Origin of the sequence: Dongia sp. (genome assembly GCF_041918875.1) — a bacterium.
In the GTDB taxonomy this organism is placed as follows: domain Bacteria; phylum Pseudomonadota; class Alphaproteobacteria; order Dongiales; family Dongiaceae; genus Dongia.
Genome location: NZ_JAYRUV010000008.1, coordinates 1 through 19,581 on the forward strand (window position 1 = coordinate 1; position 19,581 = coordinate 19,581).

The window sequence follows — 19,581 nt, forward strand, 5'->3', positions numbered from 1 at the left end:
CAAAGCCCGGATAAAACAAATTGCATCAGATACTCATGACATGACCGGCCTCACCGCGGGATGGAGCAGCCCGGTAGCTCGTCAGGCTCATAACCTGAAGGTCGTAGGTTCAAATCCTACTCCCGCAACCAATATCAAATCCAAAACAATAACTCCCCATCCCCGCACACGCACCGCACCCACAGTCGCGCGCGGGCGATCTTGAAAGGCGGCAGCGGTACGCTTAGTGTCGCCATCACAGGCGCTGCCACTGCGGCAATCGATTCTGTCGGCATATGTGTTTACTGGAGCGGGCGTGGCAGAGACAAACAGCATGTCGCCGCACGGCGCTGTCGACGAACGTGGCGGGGCAGCCCTCGCTCATAGCGCGGATCTGCAGAGATTGCTGGCCTATTGGCACGAAATACGAGGCGATCGCCGGTTTCCTCAGCGGGCCAATCTCGATCCAATCGACCTGCGCTTCATGCTCGATCGCATCGCCCTCGTTGCGGTGCATGAAGAAGGGTGCCGCCGCTATAGACTGCGCGTTGTCGGCTCGTGGTGGGCGCAGAAGTATGGTTTCGAGGCGACAGGAACCTGGCTCGAAGACTGGCCGAACCCGGTTCAGTTGAGGGCGACACTGGCCTCATACGAGGCTCTCATGGCCTTGCGCCAACCCGTCATCCTCGTGCGGAATGAGCTGGCCGACGGCGCTGTGCTGAACTACGAAGCAGCGTTGCTGCCTTTTTCGGAAGATGACGAACGGATATCGGCGATCGTTGCCGGCATAGGCCAGCACTGAACTAGAAGCGATCAATTACGGTAACGCCCGCACCCTGGAAGCGATCTAGGGCTGCGAGCGCCGCGCCGGCTTCTCCAAGCTCGATGCGTCTGGTCACCAGCTTTGCCGGATCGAGCCGGCCCGCACCGATCATGCCGAGAATCGCAGGAAAGCGGCTGGCCGGAATCCCTCGCGTACCCATGATGCTGATCTGGCGTGAATAGACCGTCTCCAGCAGCGGAATGATCGGCGATGCATGCTGTTCCAGCGGCATGCCGATCTGCACATGACGACCGAGCTTGCGCAACGACCTGATCGCGTTATGGAAGGTGGCGGTGATACCGAGTGCGTCGACGGAGACATGCGCGCCGCCATCGGTCAGAGCGCGCACATCTTCGGCAACATCCTGCGATCCGCCTGCGTTCAATATCTTCGTCGCGCCGAGGTCGCGGGCAAGCGCCAGTGCGTCCTCATTGACGTCGACCGCCACAATCTGTGCGCCGATCGCCGCGGCGACCATGATGGCGGAGAGTCCCACGCCGCCGCAGCCATGAACGGCTAGCCATTCACCGGGCCGCAGATTGGCTCTGTCGACGATACCGCGGAATGCCGTGGTGAGCCGGCAGCCCATCGCGGCCGCTTCAGCGAAACCGATCGTATCGGGCAGGCGAACGAGATTGAAATCGGCGTGCGGCACGGCGGCGAATTGCGCAAAGGCACCCCAGGCGGAAAAACCAAGGACGAATTGCTGGTTGCAGACAGTCGGGTCGCCGCTCCGGCAATCGGGACAATCCCCACAGGCGATGATGAATGGCGCCGTGACGCGATCGCCCTTCCTGAAGTGGCGGCAGCCAGGCCCGACCTCGACGACCGTGCCGGCGAATTCGTGCCCCGGAACATGAGGCGGTGCTACATCCGGGTCGGCCCCTTTCCATCCATGCCAGTCCGACCGGCAAACGCCGCATGCCGCTACCGCGACGACAACGCCGTCCGGCGGACAACGGGGATCCGGCACATCGCGTAGAACCAATGGCTTGCGGAACTCTTCGAACAATGCGGCGCGCATCTCATGACCCTGCAGCGACTGGCTGGACACCTTGCGGGGCAGATTGGACCCAGGCGTCGGATTCGGCAAGCGGCCGTGCTGGCCGAACCTGTGCGGGGTCACGTCCTGTCGTTGTTGAGGATTCGCAACTCGACCCCGGTCTCGCGCACGGCGGCGACGGTCGCCGGGTCGGGCGCGCCGGCGGTCATGATCGTGTCGACGTCCTCGAACCCGCAGACGCGTACCAGGGATGTTTGCGAGAATTTGCTGGCATCGGTGACGACGATACCCATGCGCGCGGCGCGCAGGATCGCCTGTTTGAGCGCTGCGTCCGGCAGGCTGAGCCCCATGATGCCGAAGGAGGGATCGACGCCGTTGCAACCGATGAAGGCGAAGGATGCGCGGATACGTTCGAGGATAAGGGTGCTGACGGGGCCAACCAGAGAATGTTGCTGTGGTCGCAATGTGCCACCCGTAACGACGACCTCGACGCGCGGAATGGCGCGCTCGAGTGCCAGTGCGATGTTAAGTCCGGGCGTGAAGATGGTGAGGTTGGTGAGATCCTCGCGGTCGGCGATAGCATGAGCGATGGCCATCGCCGTCGTCCCGACATCCAGGATCACGCTGTCACCCGGCGAGAGCATGGCCGCAGCCGCCTGGCCGATGAGGCGTTTCTCCGGCAGATAGCTTGAGACGCGGGCCTCGTAATCGACTTCGGGCACAGCTTCCACTACCCGCATGGCGCCGCCGCGCACCCGGCGAATGCCGCCGCGCCGGGCGAGAATGTCGACATCGCTGCGGATCGTCACCTCAGACACGCCGAACTGTCGGGCCAGATCGTAGATACGCACGAACTCGTGGGTCTGGATAAAGGAAAGCAATTGCTCGCGCCGCGCCTCAGAGACTGGCGCTTCGGTGGCGCTCGGGCCGGCACTTAATTCGTTGTCGGGTGTTCCAGAAGCCATCTATGCCATCCGGTCATCAATTGCTGAATTCGAAACCCCGAATTTCGCGTCGGAATGAGGTGAAATACCGCAAAATAGGAGGTTTGTTCAACCCATCTTGACATTCGACTTTCGATACGGAAGTTTCTATATCACAAATAGAGCGGCAAACCAAAGCCGTCGGCATTGAGGAAGCGCCATGACAGGGACGGTTTCATGATCGCGAATGAGGATTCGTTGCGTCCGGAAACAGCCGGTGACGGGGCGATTCCGGAACTCGACATGCGCAATATCGGCAAGAGTTTTGCCAACATCCGCGCCTTGTCGAACGTCTCCTTTTCGGTCCGCAGCGGCGAAATCCACGCTCTGATGGGGGAGAACGGGGCTGGCAAGTCGACCCTGATGAAAATTCTGTCCGGCGCCTATCGCGCAGATGCCGGCGGCGAGATTCGAATCCGCGGCGCGCTGGCTGCCATCGATGGACCGCTTTCCGGCCGCCGCCACGGCATTGCCGTCATCTATCAGGAATTGTCCCTGGCCCCCAATCTCAGTGTGGCTGAGAATATTTTTCTGGGTGAGGAGAAGTGGCGCCTCGGCTTCATCGACCGCCAGGCGATGGAAGCGGCGGCGGCACCGCTGCTGAAGCGCTTGGATGCGCCTTTCTCTGCCGGCGCCCGGGTTTCGACGCTTTCCATTGCCGAACGCCAGTTGGTCGAAATCGCCCGGGCGCTGGCCGGTCATCCGCGAATCCTGGTCATGGACGAGCCCACGACAAGCCTGTCGGCGCGCGAGGCGGCGCGGCTTTTCGCCATCATCCGGCAGTTGCGCGATGAGGGCATTGCCATCGTCTATATCAGCCATCGCATGGGTGAGGTCTATGAACTGGCCGACCGGGTCAGCGTTCTGCGAGACGGGACCCTGATCGGCACGCTCGACAAGGACGAGATCAATGCGGCGGCTGTCGTCCGCATGATGGTCGGCCGCGAGCTATCGTCCTTCTATACCAAGGAACACCGCCATCCGCCGGCCGACCGCAAGGCGGTACTTGAGGTGGAGAATATCGGCGACGGCCGGTTCGTCAAGGAATGCAGCCTGTCCGTGAAGGCCGGCGAAGTGGTGGGGCTGGCCGGCCTGGTCGGATCGGGGCGGACCGAGCTTGCGCGCCTCATCTACGGTGCCGATGCCAAGGCCGGCGGTCGTATTCTGGTCGACGGTCGCGAGTGCCGGATCGAAACGCCGCTGCAGGCGATCAAGTCCGGTATCGTCTACCTCACCGAGGACCGCAAGGCGCTCGGACTTTTCCTCGACATGACGATCCGCGAGAATATCTCCATCAGCGTGCTGGATGAGGACGCATTGCCGGGCGGGGTCCTCAATCTGAAGGCTGCACGGGAAAGAGCCGCAACGGCGATCAGGTCGCTGGGCATCCGTACCTTCAATGCCGGCGTGGCGGTGGGCGCACTTTCGGGCGGCAACCAGCAGAAAGTGCTGCTGTCACGCCTTCTGGAAACCAAGCCACGCGTATTGCTGCTGGACGAGCCGACGCGTGGCATCGATGTCGGAGCGAAATCGCAGATCTATCACATCATCGACGAGCTTGCTCGCGGCGGGGCGGCAATACTGGTCATCTCCAGCGAACTGCCGGAGATCGTCGGCATTTCCGATCGCGTTCTGGTGATGCGCGACGGGCAGATTGTGGGCGAAGTCGAGGGCCGGCCGGACGCGCCGATCACGCAGGAGAAGATCATGGATATCGCGACCAGTACAGCAGCGCTCAGCGCAGCCTGATCGCCGCGGGGATTGAGGGAGTTGGCATGAGTGAGAGAGCGATGGAAGGCGCCGCCCCGGATCCGGAAAAAGCCGCCTTGGCCCGGCGCCAGCGGATGCGCGCGATGCTGCAGATCGTCGGCATGCTGCCGATCCTGCTGATTCTGGGGATCTTCTTCGAAGTGTCGACCGACCGCTTCATGAGTTGGATGAATCTGTCGATCGTGGCACAGCAAGCGGCGATCAATATCGTGCTCGCCGCGGGAATGACCTTTGTGATCCTGACGGGCGGTATCGATCTCTCTATCGGTTCGATCCTGGCTGCCTCGGCCATGATCGCGATCATCGTGTCCAAAGTGCCGGATTACGGCTTGCTCGGTGTGCCGGCAGCGCTGCTTATTGGGCTCATTTTCGGATTGATCAATGGCGTGCTCATCGCGGCGATGCGCTTGCCACCCTTTATCGTCACCTTGGGATCGCTTACTGCCGTGCGCGGTGTCGCGCGGCTGCTTGGGGAAGATACGACGGTCTTCAATCCGGAGCTGCCTTTCGCCTTTATCGGCAACGGCGCATTGTTCGGCGTCCCCTGGCTGGTGGTCATCGCTTTCGCTGTCGTCTTCTTCTCCTGGCTTATCCTGCGGCGCACCGTGCTGGGAAACCGCATCTATGCCGTGGGCGGCAACCCGGACGCGGCACGCCTGGCCGGTATCAAAGTCTGGCAGATTCTGCTTTTCGTCTATTCCATGGCCGGATTGCTGGCCGGGCTCGGCGGCGCCATGTCCGCAGCCAGGCTCTTTGCCGCCAATGGCCTGCAACTCGGCCAGAGCTACGAACTGGACGCCATCGCCGCGGTCATTCTGGGTGGAACCAGCTTCACCGGCGGCATCGGCTCGATCTGGGGTACGCTCATCGGCGCACTCATCATCGCGGTGCTGACGAACGGGCTGATCCTGCTCGGCATCTCGGACATCTGGCAATACATCATCAAGGGATTGGTCATCATCGGTGCCGTGGCACTCGACCGCTATCGCGTGCGGGAAGGTGGACGGACCTGAAGGGACCAAGAGTGCCGGCGCTCGCAGAAGTCGCTGGATAGAAAGCGGTGCCGGCCGCACGGGCGGTCGGTGACGAAATCCAACAGGAGGAAACATGAAACTCTCGCGTCTCGCCCTCGGGCTGGTGATTGCCGCAGGCCTTACCGTGCCGGCGGCGGCACAGGAACTGAAAAAGGTCGGCATTTCGGTCGGCTCGCTCGGCAACCCGTTCTTCGTCGCGACGATCAAGGGTATCGAGGACAAGGCCAAGGGGATCAATCCGGATGTCGAGGTGATCTCGGTCTCGTCCGACTACGATCTCAACAAACAGGTGACGCAGATCGATAATTTCATCGCTGCCGGCGTCAATGTCATCATGCTGAACGCGGTCGACCCGGTCGCCATCGCGCCGGCCATCAAGAAGGCTCAGGACGCGGGTATCGTCGTCGCCGCCTTCGACGTGGGTGCTCAGGGCGCGGATGTCACCGTCATGACCGATAATGTCAAGGCGGGTGCCATTGCCTGCCAGTACATTGTTGATCATCTCAAGGGCAAGGGCGACGTCCTTATCGTCAACGGCCCGCAGGTGACCTCGGTTGCCGATCGGGTCAAGGGGTGCAAGGAGGTGTTCGCCAAGAACCCGGACATCAATATCCTTTCCGACGATCAGGATGCCAAAGGCTCACGCGATGGCGGTTTTGCGGTGACTCAGAGCCTACTGACACGCTTCTCCAAGGTTGACGGCATCTTCGCCATCAACGATCCGACAGGCATCGGCGCCAGCCTGGCTGCCAAACAGCTCGGCCGCAGCGAGTTCATCATCACCGCGGTCGACGGCGCGCCGGATATCGAGGCGGAACTGAAGTCGGGCACGTCGCTCATCAAGGCATCTTCGTCACAGGATCCCTACACGATGGCCGGCCAGTCGCTCGAGCTTGCGGCCGGCATCCTGCAAGGCAAGAAACCGGACCCGAGCGTGATCCTGCTCGATCCCGTGCTGATCACCTCGGAAAACCTCGCCTCGTACAAGGGTTGGACTGCAGCCCGCTAAGTCTGAAGCCGCCGGTTGCGCATTTAGTGCAGCCGGCGGTGCCTCTGACGGGAAGGAAAGATGCTGGAGGAATTACGCGAACAGGTACTGGCGGCCAATCTCGACCTTGTGCGTGCCGGTCTCGTCCTCTACACCTTCGGCAATGTGAGCGGCATCGACCGCGACCGCGGCCTGATTGCCATCAAGCCAAGCGGCGTGCCCTATCAGCGCATGTCGGTCGACGACATGGTGGTGACCGATCTGGACGGCCGGCAGGTCTTTGGCGAACTGCGTCCTTCGTCGGATCTGGAGACGCATCTCGTTCTCTACAAGAGTTTTCCGGCAATCGGCGGTGTCGTCCATTCGCATTCGGAATTTGCCACCATCTGGGCCCAGGCGGGGCGCGCCATTCCGGCGCTGGGTACGACGCATGCCGACTATTTTCATGGTTCAGTGCCGGCCACACGTGAACTCACCGCGGCCGAGGTCGATGGCGCCTATGTGCGGAATACCGGCACCGTCATCGTCGAAGCCATCGGCAGCAAGGATCCATTGGCGATGCCCGCGGTTCTCGTGGCCGGGCATGGACCATTCTGTTGGGGACGCAGCGCCGCCGACGCGGTCCACAACGCCGCGGTGCTGGAGACCGTAGCGCGCATGGCACTGCACACACTGGCCTTGCAGCCGCATGCGGTTGGAATTTCGCAGGCCTTGCTGGACCGGCACTATTTCCGTAAGCATGGCGCCAAGGCCACCTACGGCCAATCTCAGATCAGCAAGGCACCATCCTAATGCGGCCAGTCGTCGCCGGCGTCGATTTCGGCACCCTCAGCGTCCGCGTTACCCTGTTTTCCGTGCAGGGCGGGGCACTTGGCCATGCCAGCGCGGAATATCCTCTGCATCGGCGACGCGATGATCCGGATTTTGCCACCCAATCGCATGACGATCAGATGATTGCGCTGGGAGCGGCGTTTCAGAAGGCGTTGGGCAACAGTGGTGTTTCAGGTGGTGACGTCGCCGCCTTGGCGATCGATACAACCGGATCCAGCGTCGTCATGTTGGGCGACAAGCTGGCGCCGCTCGATGACTATTACCTATGGTGCGATCATCGCGCCAAGTCCGAGGCGCAGGAGATCACGACCCGGGCCCATGAGGAAGGGCTTGAAGCGATCGGCTGGTGCGGTGGTGTCTATTCGCATGAATGGGGCTTTGCCAAGGTCCTGCATTGGCTGCGGCACAATCCTGGCAAGCGCGACCGTTTCGTCACTGCCCTAGAGCATTGCGACATGGTGGCGGCGACACTGACCGGTGTCACGGATCCGGCGGCCGTCAAACGCAGCGTCTGCGCCATGGGCCACAAATGGATGTGGAACCCGCGCTGGGACGGGTTGCCGCCGCAGGACTTCCTGTCCCGGGTCGATCCGCTGTTAGACAATATCCGTGCCAAGATCGGCGGGAGTTTCTGTACATCGGACAGGATCGCCGGCAAGCTGGTGCCGCAATGGGCTGAGCGGCTGGGGCTTAAGGCCGGAGTGCCGATTCCCGTCGGTGCGTTCGATGCGCATTGGGATGCGCTCGGCGCAGGGTGCAAGGTTGGTGACGTGGTCAACGTCGTAGGCACGTCGACCTGCATCATTGCGACCGCGCGCGATGTCGGGCTGATCCCGGGTCTATGCGGAATCGTACCCGGCAGTGTCGATCCGCACCTCATGGGGATCGAAGCGGGACTGTCCGCCACGGGCGATATTTTCGATGCCATTGCCAAACGCGCGAACACCCGGATTGCCGATCTGTCGCGTGGCCTCGAATCTTATCGTCCCGGTCAGACGGGGTTGTTGCGTCTCACCTGGGACAATGGCGATCGGACCGTGCTGGTGCGGCCCGACTTAGGTGGCATTACCTTAGGCTGGAATCTGCTGCACACCGCACAGGACGAACTATTTGCGGCGATCGAGGGAACCGCCTTTCACACGCGCCTGATCCTTGAACGGATGGCTGAGGGTGGCGTGCCGATCGAACGGATCATCAATGGCGGTGGCATCCCGCAGCACAATCCGGTCCTCAATCAGGTTTATGCCAATGTGCTGGGAAAGCCAGTGCTAGTGCCCGATGGCGTGCCGACCGGCTTTGGCGCCGGCATCTTCGCCAGCATGGCCGCTGGCATTCATGCCGATGTCGCTTCTGCCCAGGCGGTCATGTGCCTGCCGTTCAAGATATTCGCGCCCGACCCGGCGGCACGGACCGTCTATGAGCCGCTCTATGCGATTTTCCGCAGCCTCTATCGCGGTTTTGGCGGTGTCGAACCGATGACGCACCTGGCGACCGTCCTGCCGGAGCTGCGCCGGCTTGCCCAACAGAAAGGGGCCAATTCATGACGACGCGATTGGAGCAGAAGCTTGCCCGCATCCGCGCCGGGCAGTATCGGCGCGGCGATTTCATCATCGCTGATGCCAAGGACGGCGATATGGGGCCGAGCCTCGTCTCGATGGGACCGCTGCGGCGGAAGGACGGAAGCTGGGCGCGCTATCGCAACCGTGCCGAATTCCTGGACCAGGTCCGTGCCGTCGTCCGTCAGGACGTGGTCGATATCATGCTGCTCTCGGCATCGAATCTGGAGAAGTTGGCCGGGGAGGGGGTGTTCCGCGACAGCTCGGTCAAGCCGGCTGTGCGCGCCAACGATACAAGCGACATCTGGATGGTGCGCGGTGGTACATATAACAAGACGGCTTCACGCCCATTCCGCTCGGCCAGCCTGCCGCGCGTTCTGCATGGTGGGTTGGAATTCCAGCCGGATGCGGCCCGCACGGGCACAGACTTGGGGCTCTATTCGATTACCTTCAATAACGATCTGGAGGCGGATCTGCGGTCGCTGGAGGCCTATGCTGTCTTTCGGGCCGAAGCCGCGCGGCATGGATTCAAATATTTCCTCGAAGTCTTCAACCCCAATGCCGGCCGGGACATTTTGCCGGACATCATGCCGCATTACGTCAACGATTGCATCGTCCGCTGTCTGGCGGGCGTCATGGAAGCCGACCGGCCGCAATTCCTTAAGATCGCCTATAACGGTCCGAAGGCGCTGGAGGAGCTGGCTGGCTACGATCCCGGCATGATCGTCGGCGTGCTGGGAGGTGGGGCAGGGACGACACGGGATTGCTTCGAACTCCTGGCCCAGGCCGAGCGTTACGGCGCCCGCGTGGCGCTGTTCGGACGCAAGATCAATCTGGCCGAAGATTCCCTCAGCATGATCAGCATGATGCGGCAGGTTGCCGATGGTGCGGTGACACCGCAGGAGGCGGTTCGTGCATATCACGATGCTCTCTCGAAGCTTGGGATCAAGCCGGCCCGGTCCCTGGAGGATGACGGGTTGGTAACCGAAGCGCCGCTCAAGCAGGCCGCCTGACTGGCGAAGGCGGCAGCCGTCAAAGACGGCTGGCATTCTGGCACAACCGCCTGTAGAGATGAATTATGATGACGTCTCGACGCGGCATTGTGACCGGTGGCACCTGGTGCGTTGATCGCAACCGCGCGATCGACGCCTGGCCGCACGAGGATGGCGTTGCCGAAATCCTGGCGACCGAGCTCCACGGCGGCGGTTCAGCCTGCAATCTCGCAATCGATATCAAGAAGCTGGACCCGAACCTGCCAGTGGCCACGATCGGTCTCGTCGGCGACGATGAAGACGGGCGATTTCTACTGACACAAGCCGATGCGTACGGCATCGAGCGGTCGCGCATTGCCGTCACCAGGGAAGCCGCAACCCAGTTCACCGACGCCTATGTGTCGCAACGCAGCGGACGGCGGACGCACATCTTCTTTCAGGGAACGGGTGCGCTGCTCACGCCGCGGCATTTCGACTTTAGCGGCATCTCTGCACGGATCTTCCATCTGGGCTTGCCTGGCGCCCATCAGCTGATGGATCAACCCCATGGCGAGGATGCCAATGGCTGGGTGAGCGTCCTGCGGCGCGCGCAGGCGGCCGGCCTTGTCACGAACCTTGAGCTCTTCAGCATTTCGCCGGAGCGGATCGCCGCCCTGGTGCGCCCGTGCCTGCCACATCTCGACTATCTGATTGTGAACGATTTCGAAATCGGCGCGCTGGCCGGCATTCGGACGGCGCAAGACGGTGCGACGGTATTGCCAGCCTGCATCGAGGCGGCGCGCCATGTGCTGGCCGCGGGTGCGATGCGTCTCGTCGTGGTGCATTTCCCAGCCGGCGCCATCGCGCTCAGCCGCGACGGCGGCACCGTGAGTGCCGCGTCTGTCAACGTTCCGCTGTCCGAAGTGGTCAGCGCCAACGGAGCCGGCGATGCCTTCGCTGCCGGTCTTCTATATGCCCTGCATGAGGGGTGGGAGGTCTTGGCCGCGCTTGAGCTTGCACATGCGTCGGCGGCCATGTCACTGCGCGCCCTGTCGACCTGTGCCTCCGTCGAAACCTATCAGGCCTGCCTCGCACAGGCACGGAAGTGGGGCAGTCGAGCGGCATGACAGGTCGAGCGGCATGACAGGGGGCGGTGCGGCTTCTCCCAGCGGACCTGCGCTCAGAGAGCGCGCACATCGTGGATAAAGCGTTCGATCGTGCTGCGGATCTGCGCGGTGTTCTGGCCCAGCAGACGGGCCGCGGATAGAACGGTCGCCGTCGCGTTCTGGGTATGCCCCGCGGCCTCGGCCACGAAGACGATCTTTTCCGACACCTCCTGATTGCCGGCGGATGCTTCCTGGATGTTGCGGGCGATTTCCTTGGTGGCGGCGTTCTGCTCTTCCACCGCCGCGGCCACGCCGCCGGAAATATCCTTCATCTGCCGGATCTGATCGCCAACCGACCGGATCGAATCCGCCGTCGACTGTGTCGAGGTCTGGATGGATTGAACCTGGACTGCAATATCCTCGGTCGCGCGCGCCGTCTGATTGGCAAGGCTTTTCACTTCGTTGGCGACAACGGCAAAGCCTTTTCCGGCTTCGCCGGCACGGGCCGCCTCGATTGTGGCATTGAGCGCCAGCAGGTTGGTCTGGTTCGATATCTCCGTAATCAGGCGGACGACGTCGCCGATCTTGGTCGATGCTTCGGTCAGCAGGGTGACGCGTTCGGTCGTATCCTCGATCGAATGGGTCGAAGCGGCGGCGATGTCCGCCTGGTTCGCCACCTGCCGGCTGATCTCCATGATGGAGCTGGAAAGCTCTTCCGTTGCCGCGGCGACCGTCTGGACATTGGCGCTGGCCTCAGTCGCGGCCGCCGCCACCTTCTGCACCTGATCGAGCGATTCGGTCGACAGTTTGGTCAGCGATTCTGCGGTGTGATCGAGTTCGTCGGCGGATTTGACCAGTGCTTGAAGGATTGTCTCCACTTCCTGGTCGAAGCCGCGCGCCAGATCTGTCATCTGCGCTGCCCGCTTTTCGCGTGCCTGCTGCTGCTGGGTGGCTTCGGCCTGCAACACCTCGTTCCTGCGCATGTTGTCGGCAAAAACGGCGACGGCGCCGGCCATGTTGCCGACTTCGTCGGCGCGCTCGGCGTAGGGGATACTGACGGCGGTATTGCCGGCGGCCAATTCCTTCATCGTGTCGGTGATGACCCGGATGGGTGCGCCGATCTGGCGTGAAAGAACGAAGAAGAAAAGCACGGCGGCGACCAGCATGACGATGGCGCTGATGACGACCGTGCGCAGGGTCCATGCCAGGGCCGAAGAAATCTCGGCATTGGCCGCCGCCGAGTTCTCCTTGATGGCGTCCGCCAGTTCCTTGCCGGCGGCTTCGAGTTTCTCGGTCAAAGTCTCGCCGGCGCCGGTGACTTCGATGGCGCGCGCTTCGTTCACGGTGGAGGGATGGCGCATCAGTTTGAGCTGACTGGCCACCGGTCCGTCGCGCCATTCTTTCACGGCATTGGCAATGGCATCGAGCGGCGTCAGGAGGTGCTGTTCGTCCGCGGCGTTGACGACCGCTTCCTGCAGCAACTGGTCGAAGGTGGTGCTGAATGTCTGGTAAGCGCGTGAGTATTCCGAACTGCCGGTAACCAGCAGTCCGCGTATCGCCGTCTGCATCTTGGCGGCCTGCGCCAGGGTTGCGTTGATCGAGCTGGCTTGGCGTTCGGCCGCATCGCTGACAGTATTGGCCTCTTCGATGCGCGAGGTCAGCATGATCGAAATGCCGCCGGAGACGATGATGACAAGGCCAAGCAAGGAGAAGGCGATGATGAGCTTCTTGGCAACGGATAGATTGGTGAAATTCATGACGGTCTCCGTTCCTGTCAGCTCTGCAAGCGGCGCTGTAGTTCGGTGAGATTGAATTCGACGGTGACGGCGCCGATCGACTCGTTGCTCTCCGGATCGACGACGGTGAAGTTGACCTGGGTGCGCCAGGTCTTGGTCTTGTCGTCGAACTCGGGTTCGTCGACGAAAACCGCATCGGGACCGACGGTAAACGTCTTCTGGTATTTGTCTTCGTCGCCTTGCCAATAGTCGGACGTCACTGAACTCTGGCCGACATTGAGGCCGTATTTATCCATCACGAATATCTCGGTGAAAAGACCTGCGGAGCTGGCCTGGATGTAGAGGAGATAGTTGGAAAGCGGGCTGCTGAGGATTTCGGCGATGAAGGGCTGGTCGTCCGATTTCGCTTCGGTCTTCCAGGCTTCGTCCATCTTGTCGATCGCTGCTTGGTCGGTTGCGGCGTGCGCCTTATTGGCAGCGCGGATCGATAGGATCGCGACCGGCTGCACGATGCGCTCCCGCATATCCTTGATCACGTCGGGCGTGATGATGCTGGCGGGCACGGCCGCCGCGGCGACGTCGGTGCCGGCTTCGGGTGCGGGTGCAGGCGCCGCGGTGCCAGGCGTGGCCGGGGCCGGTGCTGCAGTGGATGTCGCTGTTGTTTCCTGCGCCGTGACCGGCGGGCACAAGGACAATTGGATTCCGGTGAGCAGGGCCGCCAAGGCGATCCTACGTGATTTGCGCTCCAGCAACATAATCCGACCTCGTTGGATTGGCATTCACTCCAAGCTGAACCGAACTGGTAAAGAAATAGTTGCGATGACAGAAAACAGGTTGATATTCCTCACCTTTTTAATATTTGAATATTCTACATCACGTCGCGCCGCTGGCATGGAGCATCGTCGAAGCTGGATATTCCCGGTTTCGCGTCACAGTGTTGCGGCATGTTATAAGCGTTAGGAATGATTCACCGCGAAGGACGCAGCATGGACGGATCGCCTGAGGAAACGTCTCCCCTCGCCGAGGAACCCAGCCAGGGTGTTTCCGAGCGGGCGCGCGAAATGGCGCAGCGTGCCAAGGGTGCGACGCTGAGCTTCTTTCCTTATGTCTGGCGGCGGTTCCAGGCTGACGGCTGTACCGGCGTGGCGGCGGGGCTGAGTTACACTTCGCTGCTGGCCGTCGTACCCCTTCTCGCCATCGGCCTCGCGATGTTTGCGGCCTTTCCCGCCTTTGCCGATTTGCGCGACGATCTCATCATCGTGCTGGCGCAGAATCTCGCACCCGATCTCGCCAGCGTGGTCAACGAATATCTCGGCACGTTCATCAGCAATGCGGGCGGTACGTCGGCCGCTGGCGTTATCGGCATCGGTGTCACGGCAATCCTGCTGGTTAACACGATCCAGACCGCTTTCGACAAGATTTGGGGTGTTACCAATCCGCGACATAAGCTGAAACGTCTGCCGGTCTACTGGGCCATCATCACGCTGGGGCCGCTGCTTTTCGGCGCGTCGCTGTCGATCTCGACCTATGTCTTCTCGCTGGCCTCGCGCGGCGAGTTCTACGGCCTGTCTGCCGGCCTGAAGATCGTCACCGCCATCCTGCCATTTCTGCTGGAGATTGCCGGATTCGCCCTGTTCTATCGGCTCATTCCGACGCGTCCGGTCCGCTTCACGGACGCGGGTCTCGGTGCTATTGTCGCGGCGGCCCTCTTCGAATTACTGAAGCGTGGTTTCGGCCTATATCTGCAATATTTCGGCTCCTATCAGCTGGTCTACGGCGCGCTGGCGACGGTGCCGATCTTCCTAATCTGGATGTACCTGGTCTGGGTCACCGTCCTGATCGGGGCGGAGATTGCGGCGGCGCTTCCGGAATGGCGTTCGGGCAGGCGCCAGGTTGGCGATACACTCCGCCGCGGCGACCTGCTGAGCCTTTCCCTCGGCGCCTTTGCGGAACTGGCCAAGGCGCAGGCACATGGTTCCGGTATCCGCACCGAGCAGTTAGTACACAGCCTGGCGGCGGATCCCGGCCGGCTTGTCTGGCTGTTGGAAGCGCTCAAGACCCATCGTTTCATCGCCCGCGCCGATAGCGGCAGATGGATGCTGGCGCGCGATCTGGGAACCTTCACTATTCATGACGTTTGCCACCATCTCGGCATCGCACTCGGCGAGACGGTGGAAGAGGTAGTGCCTTTGGTCGACCCGCTCATGCGGCGCATAGCCGAGGCAGAGAAATCGGCCCTGGATGAAACCGTCGGTGCCGCATTGAAGAGCATCGGCGCCATTTAGCGCGTCACCGCATTTTCCCTTTATAGGACGGCACAGGGCCCCTATAACTCGGCGGTCAAAGCCATCTGTTCACTGCCAGGGAGTCGCCTCATGACCGCCATCATCGACCTGCACGCGCGCCAAATTCTGGACAGCCGTGGTAATCCGACGGTCGAGGTCGATGTCATCTTGGAGAGCGGCGCCAGCGGCCGGGCTGCCGTCCCGTCAGGTGCCTCGACCGGCGCCCATGAGGCGGTCGAATTGCGGGACGGCGACAAGGGCCGCTATCTTGGCAAGGGCGTGCTCAAGGCGGTTGATGCCGTTCATGGCGAGATTTTCGAGGCGATCTCCGGCCTTGATGCCGAAGATCAGGTCAAGATCGACCGGTTGATGATCAAGCTGGACGGTACGCCCAACAAGGCGCGGCTCGGCGCCAACGCCATTCTGGGGGTCAGCCTCGCGGTGGCAAAAGCAGCTGCCGCCGATGCCGGCCTGCCGCTCTATCGTTATGTCGGCGGTACGTCGGCGCGAACCCTGCCGGTGCCGATGATGAACATCATCAACGGCGGCGCCCATGCCGACAATCCTATCGACTTCCAGGAATTCATGATCCTGCCTTGGGCTGCGGCCAGCGGTTCCGAGGCTCTGCGTTGGGGCGCCGAGATATTTCATGCCTTGAAGGCGCAGCTGAAGGCTGCCGGGCACAATACCAATGTCGGCGACGAAGGCGGCTTCGCTCCCAATCTCAAGAGCGCCGACGAGGCTCTAACCTTCATCGTGAAATCGGTCGAAAAGGCTGGCTTTAAGCCGGGCACCGACGTAGCTCTGGGTCTCGATTCCGCCTCCACCGAGTTCTTCAAGGACGGCAAATATCATCTGGATGGTGAGGGCAAGGTGCTAGACGCCGCCGGCATGGTCGCCTTCTACGATAAGTTGGTGAAAGCCTATCCGATCGTCACCATCGAGGACGGGATGGCAGAGGACGATTGGGACGGCTGGAAGGCGCTGACCGATAAGCTTGGTGCCGATGTGCAGTTGGTCGGTGACGATCTCTTCGTTACCAATCCGGTTCGGCTGAGGAGCGGCATCGAGAAAGGCGTCGGCAATGCCATCCTGGTGAAAGTGAACCAGATCGGCACGCTGACCGAGACACTCGAGGCCGTGGAAATGGCTCATAAAGCCGGCTACCGTGCCGTCATGTCCCATCGTTCCGGCGAAACTGAGGACGCGACGATTGCCGACCTCGCCGTTGCTACGAATTGCGGGCAGATCAAGACCGGGTCGCTCAGCCGTTCCGACCGTATCGCGAAGTACAACCAGCTCCTGCGGATCGAGGAAGGGCTGGGTTCGGCGGCTATCTATGCCGGCAGGGGCGGCGTCGAGCGGGTCAGAAGATGATTGGGTGCGGCTCACAGAAAGCTGAAACCATCTCGTCTAAGGCATTGAATCGCTTTTCTGTTGACGGGTGGAATCGGAGTGTGATTCGCTAGGCGCATGGAAATCGGCCGCGAAATACGGCGCCGTCTGCGCCAAGTTGCATTGCCTCTCCTGGGGGCATGCCTTTCTGCCTATTTCGTCTTCCATGCCGTTCATGGCGATCGCGGCATCCTGGCCTGGTTGCGGCTCAACCAGGAACTCAAGGTGGCAACCACCGAGGCATCACAGGCAGCAGCCGATCGTAAGGCGATGGAGCGGCGGGTCACGCTGCTTTCCAATACGTCGCTAGACCTCGACATGCTCGAGGAGCGCGCGCGTATCATGCTAAATTATGCCCATCCCGACGATCTCGTCATCTTCCTGAATCAGGCTGACGGTGCGGCGGGAACAGAGGGGCGCGTCCTCAATTAAGCCTTAAGCGGCCGCCTGCAAATCCGCCGAAACGATCTCCTGAAACACGTCTCGTAGGCGTGTTTTCTCAGTGTGCATGGGAGCGAGCTTCTGTTTAATTAACTAAATTGTAGTTAACTATTGTTTTATCGCTTAAAATCAATAAATTAGATATGGTTGATTTGCGCAATCTTAACCACGATAATCCGGCCAACGGTCGCGAATCCGGCCAACGGTCGCGGCATGTCTTTTTCACGAGACGGCACACGATCAATGGAATTTAAACTGCCAAAACCCAGTCAGGGGGGTCTAATGGCCAAGTCAGCGTCCCGTCCGGCGAGCAAAGCCGGCTCCCAGGTTACGCCCCAGGAACTCATCCAATTTTATCGCGACATGCTGTTGATCAGGCGCTTTGAGGAAAAGGCCGGCCAGCTCTACGGCATGGGCCTCATTGGCGGCTTCTGCCACCTTTATATCGGCCAGGAGGCTGTGGTGGTCGGTATGCAGGCGGCGGCGGAAACCCAGGACAGTGTCGTCACTTCCTACCGCGATCACGGCCATATGCTGGCTTGCGGCATGGATCCGAAAGGCGTCATGGCCGAACTTACGGGCCGGCGCGGCGGCTATTCCAAGGGCAAGGGCGGCTCCATGCACATGTTCAGCCGCGAGAAGAAATTCTATGGCGGGCACGGCATCGTCGGCGCACAGGTGCCGATCGGCACCGGCCTCGGCTTCGCCCACAAATATAGCGAGGATAACGGCGTCAACATGGCCTATTTCGGCGACGGTGCGCTCAACCAGGGCCAGGTCTACGAGAGCTTCAACATGGCTGCCTTGTGGAAGCTGCCGGTCGTATATGTAATCGAGAACAACAAATACGCCATGGGCACCTCGGTAGTGCGTTCCGCTGCGGGCCTGAAACTGTGTGACCGCGGTGCGGCCTATGGCATTCCCGGCCAGCAAGTCGACGGCATGGATGTGGTGAAGGTGAAGGAGGCCGCGGCGACCGCGTTGGCGCATGCACGCGGCGGCGATGGGCCGTATATCCTCGAAATGATGACCTACCGCTATCGCGGCCATTCCATGTCCGACCCGGCCAAGTATCGTACCAAGGAAGAAGTGGCGAAGATGCGCCAGGAGCACGACCCGATCGATCGTCTGCGCGATCGCTTGCTGTCGGAAAAGCTGATCGACGAAGCCAGCCTCAAGAATATCGATCGCGAGATCAAGGATGTGGTCTCGGCGGCCACCGAATTTGCGCAATCCTCACCCGAACCGGATCCGTCGGAATTGTGGACCGACATTCTGGTTGAAGCTTGAGGGGGAGGGAGCGCACATGCCGACAGAAATTCTGATGCCTGCCTTGTCGCCGACGATGACCGAAGGCAAGCTCGCCAAATGGCTCAAAGCCGCCGGCGACACCGTGAAGCCGGGCGATATCCTGGCCGAGATCGAGACCGACAAAGCGACCATGGAAGTGGAAGCCGTCGACGAGGGCGTTCTTGACCGGATACTTGTCGAAGCCGGCACCGAAAATGTCGCCGTCAATGCGCCGATCGCTATCCTGCGTGGCGAGGATGAAGCCACAGGCACCGCGCCGGTGACGAAATCGCCGACGCCCCAGGCTTCGACAGCTCCGGCGGCACCGACATCCGTTGCCGCGCCGACCATCGCGCAATCGACAGCTGCCGCCGAGCCGGAATATACCGGGCCTACTGCGACCAATACAGTCCGCGAAGCCTTGCGCGATGCTATGGCTGAAGAAATGCGGCGCGACCCCAAGGTCTATCTGATGGGCGAGGAAGTCGCCGAGTATCAGGGTGCCTACAAGGTCAGCCAGGGCCTGCTTGAAGAGTTCGGCCCCAAGCGCGTCATAGATACGCCGATCACCGAGCACGGCTTTGCCGGCCTCGCCGTCGGTGCGGCCTTCGGTGGCCTGCGGCCTATCGTCGAGTTCATGACCTTCAACTTCGCCATGCAGGCGATCGATCATCTCATCAATTCGGCGGCGAAAACGCTTTACATGTCAGGCGGACAGATGGGCTGCCCGATCGTTTTCCGTGGCCCCAACGGCGCTGCCTCGCGCGTCGCCGCACAGCACTCGCAATGTTACGCCAGCTGGTACGCGCATTGTCCGGGCCTCAAGGTGGTTTCGCCCTATTCGGCGGCCGATGCCAAGGGTCTGTTGAAGTCGGCGATCCGCGATCCCAATCCGGTCATCTTCCTCGAAAATGAGATTCTTTACGGCCAATCCTTCGACGTGCCGACGGACCCCGAATTCATCGTGCCGATCGGCAAGGCGCGTATCGTGCGTCCCGGCAAGCATGTGACGATCACGGCATTCTCGAAGATGGTGGCGGTGGCGCTTGCCGCGGCCGATATCCTCGCCAAGGACGGTATCGAGGCCGAGGTCATTGACTTGCGTACAATCCGGCCGCTCGACACCGAAACCATCGTCGCATCAGTGAAGAAGACCAATCGCCTGGTCTCGGTCGAAGAGGGCTGGCCTTTTGCCGGCATCGGCTCCGAACTGTCGGCCTTGATGATGGAGCTCGCTTTCGACGATCTGGACGCACCGGTTGCCCGCGTTCACGGCGCCGACGTGCCGCTGCCCTATGCGGCCAATCTCGAGAAGCTTGCGCTGCCGCAGCCCGACTGGGTTGTCGATGCCGCCAAGCGTGTCTGCTACCGCTAGACGAGGGAGGGTCTG

Annotated in this window: 17 protein-coding genes and 1 tRNA gene; 14 read left to right on the forward strand and 4 right to left on the reverse strand. The window is 61.5% G+C overall.

What is annotated here, in order from left to right; genetic code table 11:
• The first annotated feature begins 54 nt into the window (after positions 1-54).
• A tRNA-Met gene (locus tag ACE3TY_RS09845) sits at positions 55-131 on the forward strand.
• 164 nt (positions 132-295) lie between these two features.
• Complete coding sequence (locus ACE3TY_RS09850) at positions 296-781, forward strand: PAS domain-containing protein (protein WP_374652854.1); 486 nt, start codon at positions 296-298, stop codon at positions 779-781.
• 1 nt (position 782) lies between these two features.
• Here the strand turns inward: ACE3TY_RS09850 and ACE3TY_RS09855 are convergent, their stop codons facing one another.
• Positions 783-1,928 carry a zinc-dependent alcohol dehydrogenase family protein gene (locus ACE3TY_RS09855; RefSeq protein ID WP_374652855.1) on the reverse strand — a complete coding sequence of 382 codons (1,146 nt, stop codon included), beginning with the start codon at positions 1,926-1,928 and terminating at the stop codon, positions 783-785.
• Positions 1,925-2,770, reverse strand: a complete 846-nt coding sequence (locus ACE3TY_RS09860) for a DeoR/GlpR family DNA-binding transcription regulator (protein ID WP_374652856.1) — start codon at positions 2,768-2,770, stop codon at positions 1,925-1,927. The genes ACE3TY_RS09855 and ACE3TY_RS09860 overlap by 4 nt, the downstream gene beginning before the upstream one ends.
• A 195-nt stretch (positions 2,771-2,965) precedes the next feature.
• On the opposite strand from ACE3TY_RS09860, the gene ACE3TY_RS09865 reads away from it, so the two are divergent.
• The 7 genes from ACE3TY_RS09865 (at position 2,966) to ACE3TY_RS09895 (ending at position 11,065) form a co-directional block, all read left to right on the forward strand.
• Positions 2,966-4,537: a sugar ABC transporter ATP-binding protein gene (locus ACE3TY_RS09865; RefSeq protein WP_374652858.1), complete on the forward strand. Its 1,572-nt coding sequence runs from the start codon at positions 2,966-2,968 to the stop codon at positions 4,535-4,537.
• A 26-nt stretch (positions 4,538-4,563) separates the two neighbouring features.
• Positions 4,564-5,571, forward strand: a complete 1,008-nt coding sequence (locus ACE3TY_RS09870; RefSeq protein ID WP_374652859.1) for a ribose ABC transporter permease — start codon at positions 4,564-4,566, stop codon at positions 5,569-5,571.
• Positions 5,572-5,665: 94 nt separating this feature from the next.
• A complete protein-coding gene (locus ACE3TY_RS09875) occupies positions 5,666-6,601 on the forward strand; it encodes an ABC transporter substrate-binding protein (protein ID WP_374652860.1) in 936 nt (311 codons plus the stop codon).
• 60 nt (positions 6,602-6,661) lie between these two features.
• A complete protein-coding gene (locus tag ACE3TY_RS09880; protein ID WP_374652861.1) occupies positions 6,662-7,372 on the forward strand; it encodes an L-ribulose-5-phosphate 4-epimerase in 711 nt (236 codons plus the stop codon).
• Positions 7,372-8,955 carry a ribulokinase gene (locus tag ACE3TY_RS09885; protein WP_374652862.1) on the forward strand — a complete coding sequence of 528 codons (1,584 nt, stop codon included), beginning with the start codon at positions 7,372-7,374 and terminating at the stop codon, positions 8,953-8,955. Before ACE3TY_RS09880 ends, ACE3TY_RS09885 begins: the two co-directional genes overlap by 1 nt.
• Complete coding sequence (locus ACE3TY_RS09890; RefSeq protein ID WP_374652863.1) at positions 8,952-9,980, forward strand: hypothetical protein; 1,029 nt, start codon at positions 8,952-8,954, stop codon at positions 9,978-9,980. Before ACE3TY_RS09885 ends, ACE3TY_RS09890 begins: the two co-directional genes overlap by 4 nt.
• A gap of 65 nt (positions 9,981-10,045) precedes the next feature.
• Positions 10,046-11,065 carry a carbohydrate kinase family protein gene (locus ACE3TY_RS09895; protein ID WP_374652864.1) on the forward strand — a complete coding sequence of 340 codons (1,020 nt, stop codon included), beginning with the start codon at positions 10,046-10,048 and terminating at the stop codon, positions 11,063-11,065.
• A 53-nt stretch (positions 11,066-11,118) separates the two neighbouring features.
• Here ACE3TY_RS09895 and ACE3TY_RS09900 read toward each other — a convergent pair whose 3' ends face one another.
• Entirely contained in the window at positions 11,119-12,801 is a 1,683-nt protein-coding gene (locus ACE3TY_RS09900; protein WP_374652865.1) for a methyl-accepting chemotaxis protein, read from the reverse strand.
• Between the two features lie 17 nt (positions 12,802-12,818).
• On the reverse strand, positions 12,819-13,535 hold the full coding sequence (locus ACE3TY_RS09905) for a hypothetical protein (RefSeq protein ID WP_374652866.1): 717 nt from the start codon (positions 13,533-13,535) through the stop codon (positions 12,819-12,821).
• A gap of 231 nt (positions 13,536-13,766) precedes the next feature.
• On the opposite strand from ACE3TY_RS09905, the gene ACE3TY_RS09910 reads away from it, so the two are divergent.
• The 5 genes from ACE3TY_RS09910 to ACE3TY_RS09930 all read left to right on the forward strand — a co-directional run bounded on the left by ACE3TY_RS09910 (position 13,767) and on the right by ACE3TY_RS09930 (position 19,566).
• Positions 13,767-15,065 carry a YihY family inner membrane protein gene (locus ACE3TY_RS09910; protein ID WP_374652867.1) on the forward strand — a complete coding sequence of 433 codons (1,299 nt, stop codon included), beginning with the start codon at positions 13,767-13,769 and terminating at the stop codon, positions 15,063-15,065.
• 90 nt (positions 15,066-15,155) lie between these two features.
• The gene (eno, locus tag ACE3TY_RS09915; RefSeq protein ID WP_374652868.1) at positions 15,156-16,442 is read left to right on the forward strand and encodes a phosphopyruvate hydratase; all 1,287 of its coding nucleotides are present in this window, start codon (positions 15,156-15,158) and stop codon (positions 16,440-16,442) included.
• 96 nt (positions 16,443-16,538) lie between these two features.
• The gene (locus ACE3TY_RS09920) at positions 16,539-16,892 is read left to right on the forward strand and encodes a septum formation initiator family protein (RefSeq protein WP_374652869.1); all 354 of its coding nucleotides are present in this window, start codon (positions 16,539-16,541) and stop codon (positions 16,890-16,892) included.
• A 291-nt stretch (positions 16,893-17,183) separates the two neighbouring features.
• Entirely contained in the window at positions 17,184-18,191 is a 1,008-nt protein-coding gene (gene pdhA / locus ACE3TY_RS09925) for a pyruvate dehydrogenase (acetyl-transferring) E1 component subunit alpha (protein ID WP_374652870.1), read from the forward strand.
• Positions 18,192-18,207: 16 nt separating this feature from the next.
• On the forward strand, positions 18,208-19,566 hold the full coding sequence (locus tag ACE3TY_RS09930; protein WP_374652871.1) for a pyruvate dehydrogenase complex E1 component subunit beta: 1,359 nt from the start codon (positions 18,208-18,210) through the stop codon (positions 19,564-19,566).
• Positions 19,567-19,581: the final 15 nt, after the last annotated feature.

Coding starts and splice junctions, on each gene's coding strand:
- ACE3TY_RS09860 (WP_374652856.1), bottom strand. CDS start 2,770: ATGGCTTCTGGAACACCCGACAACGAATTAAGTGCCGGCCCGAGCGCC.
- ACE3TY_RS09865 (WP_374652858.1), top strand. CDS start 2,966: ATGATCGCGAATGAGGATTCGTTGCGTCCGGAAACAGCCGGTGACGGG.
- ACE3TY_RS09870 (WP_374652859.1), top strand. CDS start 4,564: ATGAGTGAGAGAGCGATGGAAGGCGCCGCCCCGGATCCGGAAAAAGCC.
- ACE3TY_RS09875 (WP_374652860.1), top strand. CDS start 5,666: ATGAAACTCTCGCGTCTCGCCCTCGGGCTGGTGATTGCCGCAGGCCTT.
- ACE3TY_RS09880 (WP_374652861.1), top strand. CDS start 6,662: ATGCTGGAGGAATTACGCGAACAGGTACTGGCGGCCAATCTCGACCTT.
- ACE3TY_RS09885 (WP_374652862.1), top strand. CDS start 7,372: ATGCGGCCAGTCGTCGCCGGCGTCGATTTCGGCACCCTCAGCGTCCGC.
- ACE3TY_RS09890 (WP_374652863.1), top strand. CDS start 8,952: ATGACGACGCGATTGGAGCAGAAGCTTGCCCGCATCCGCGCCGGGCAG.
- ACE3TY_RS09895 (WP_374652864.1), top strand. CDS start 10,046: ATGATGACGTCTCGACGCGGCATTGTGACCGGTGGCACCTGGTGCGTT.
- ACE3TY_RS09900 (WP_374652865.1), bottom strand. CDS start 12,801: ATGAATTTCACCAATCTATCCGTTGCCAAGAAGCTCATCATCGCCTTC.
- ACE3TY_RS09905 (WP_374652866.1), bottom strand. CDS start 13,535: ATGTTGCTGGAGCGCAAATCACGTAGGATCGCCTTGGCGGCCCTGCTC.
- ACE3TY_RS09910 (WP_374652867.1), top strand. CDS start 13,767: ATGGACGGATCGCCTGAGGAAACGTCTCCCCTCGCCGAGGAACCCAGC.
- eno (WP_374652868.1), top strand. CDS start 15,156: ATGACCGCCATCATCGACCTGCACGCGCGCCAAATTCTGGACAGCCGT.
- ACE3TY_RS09920 (WP_374652869.1), top strand. CDS start 16,539: ATGGAAATCGGCCGCGAAATACGGCGCCGTCTGCGCCAAGTTGCATTG.
- pdhA (WP_374652870.1), top strand. CDS start 17,184: ATGGCCAAGTCAGCGTCCCGTCCGGCGAGCAAAGCCGGCTCCCAGGTT.
- ACE3TY_RS09930 (WP_374652871.1), top strand. CDS start 18,208: ATGCCGACAGAAATTCTGATGCCTGCCTTGTCGCCGACGATGACCGAA.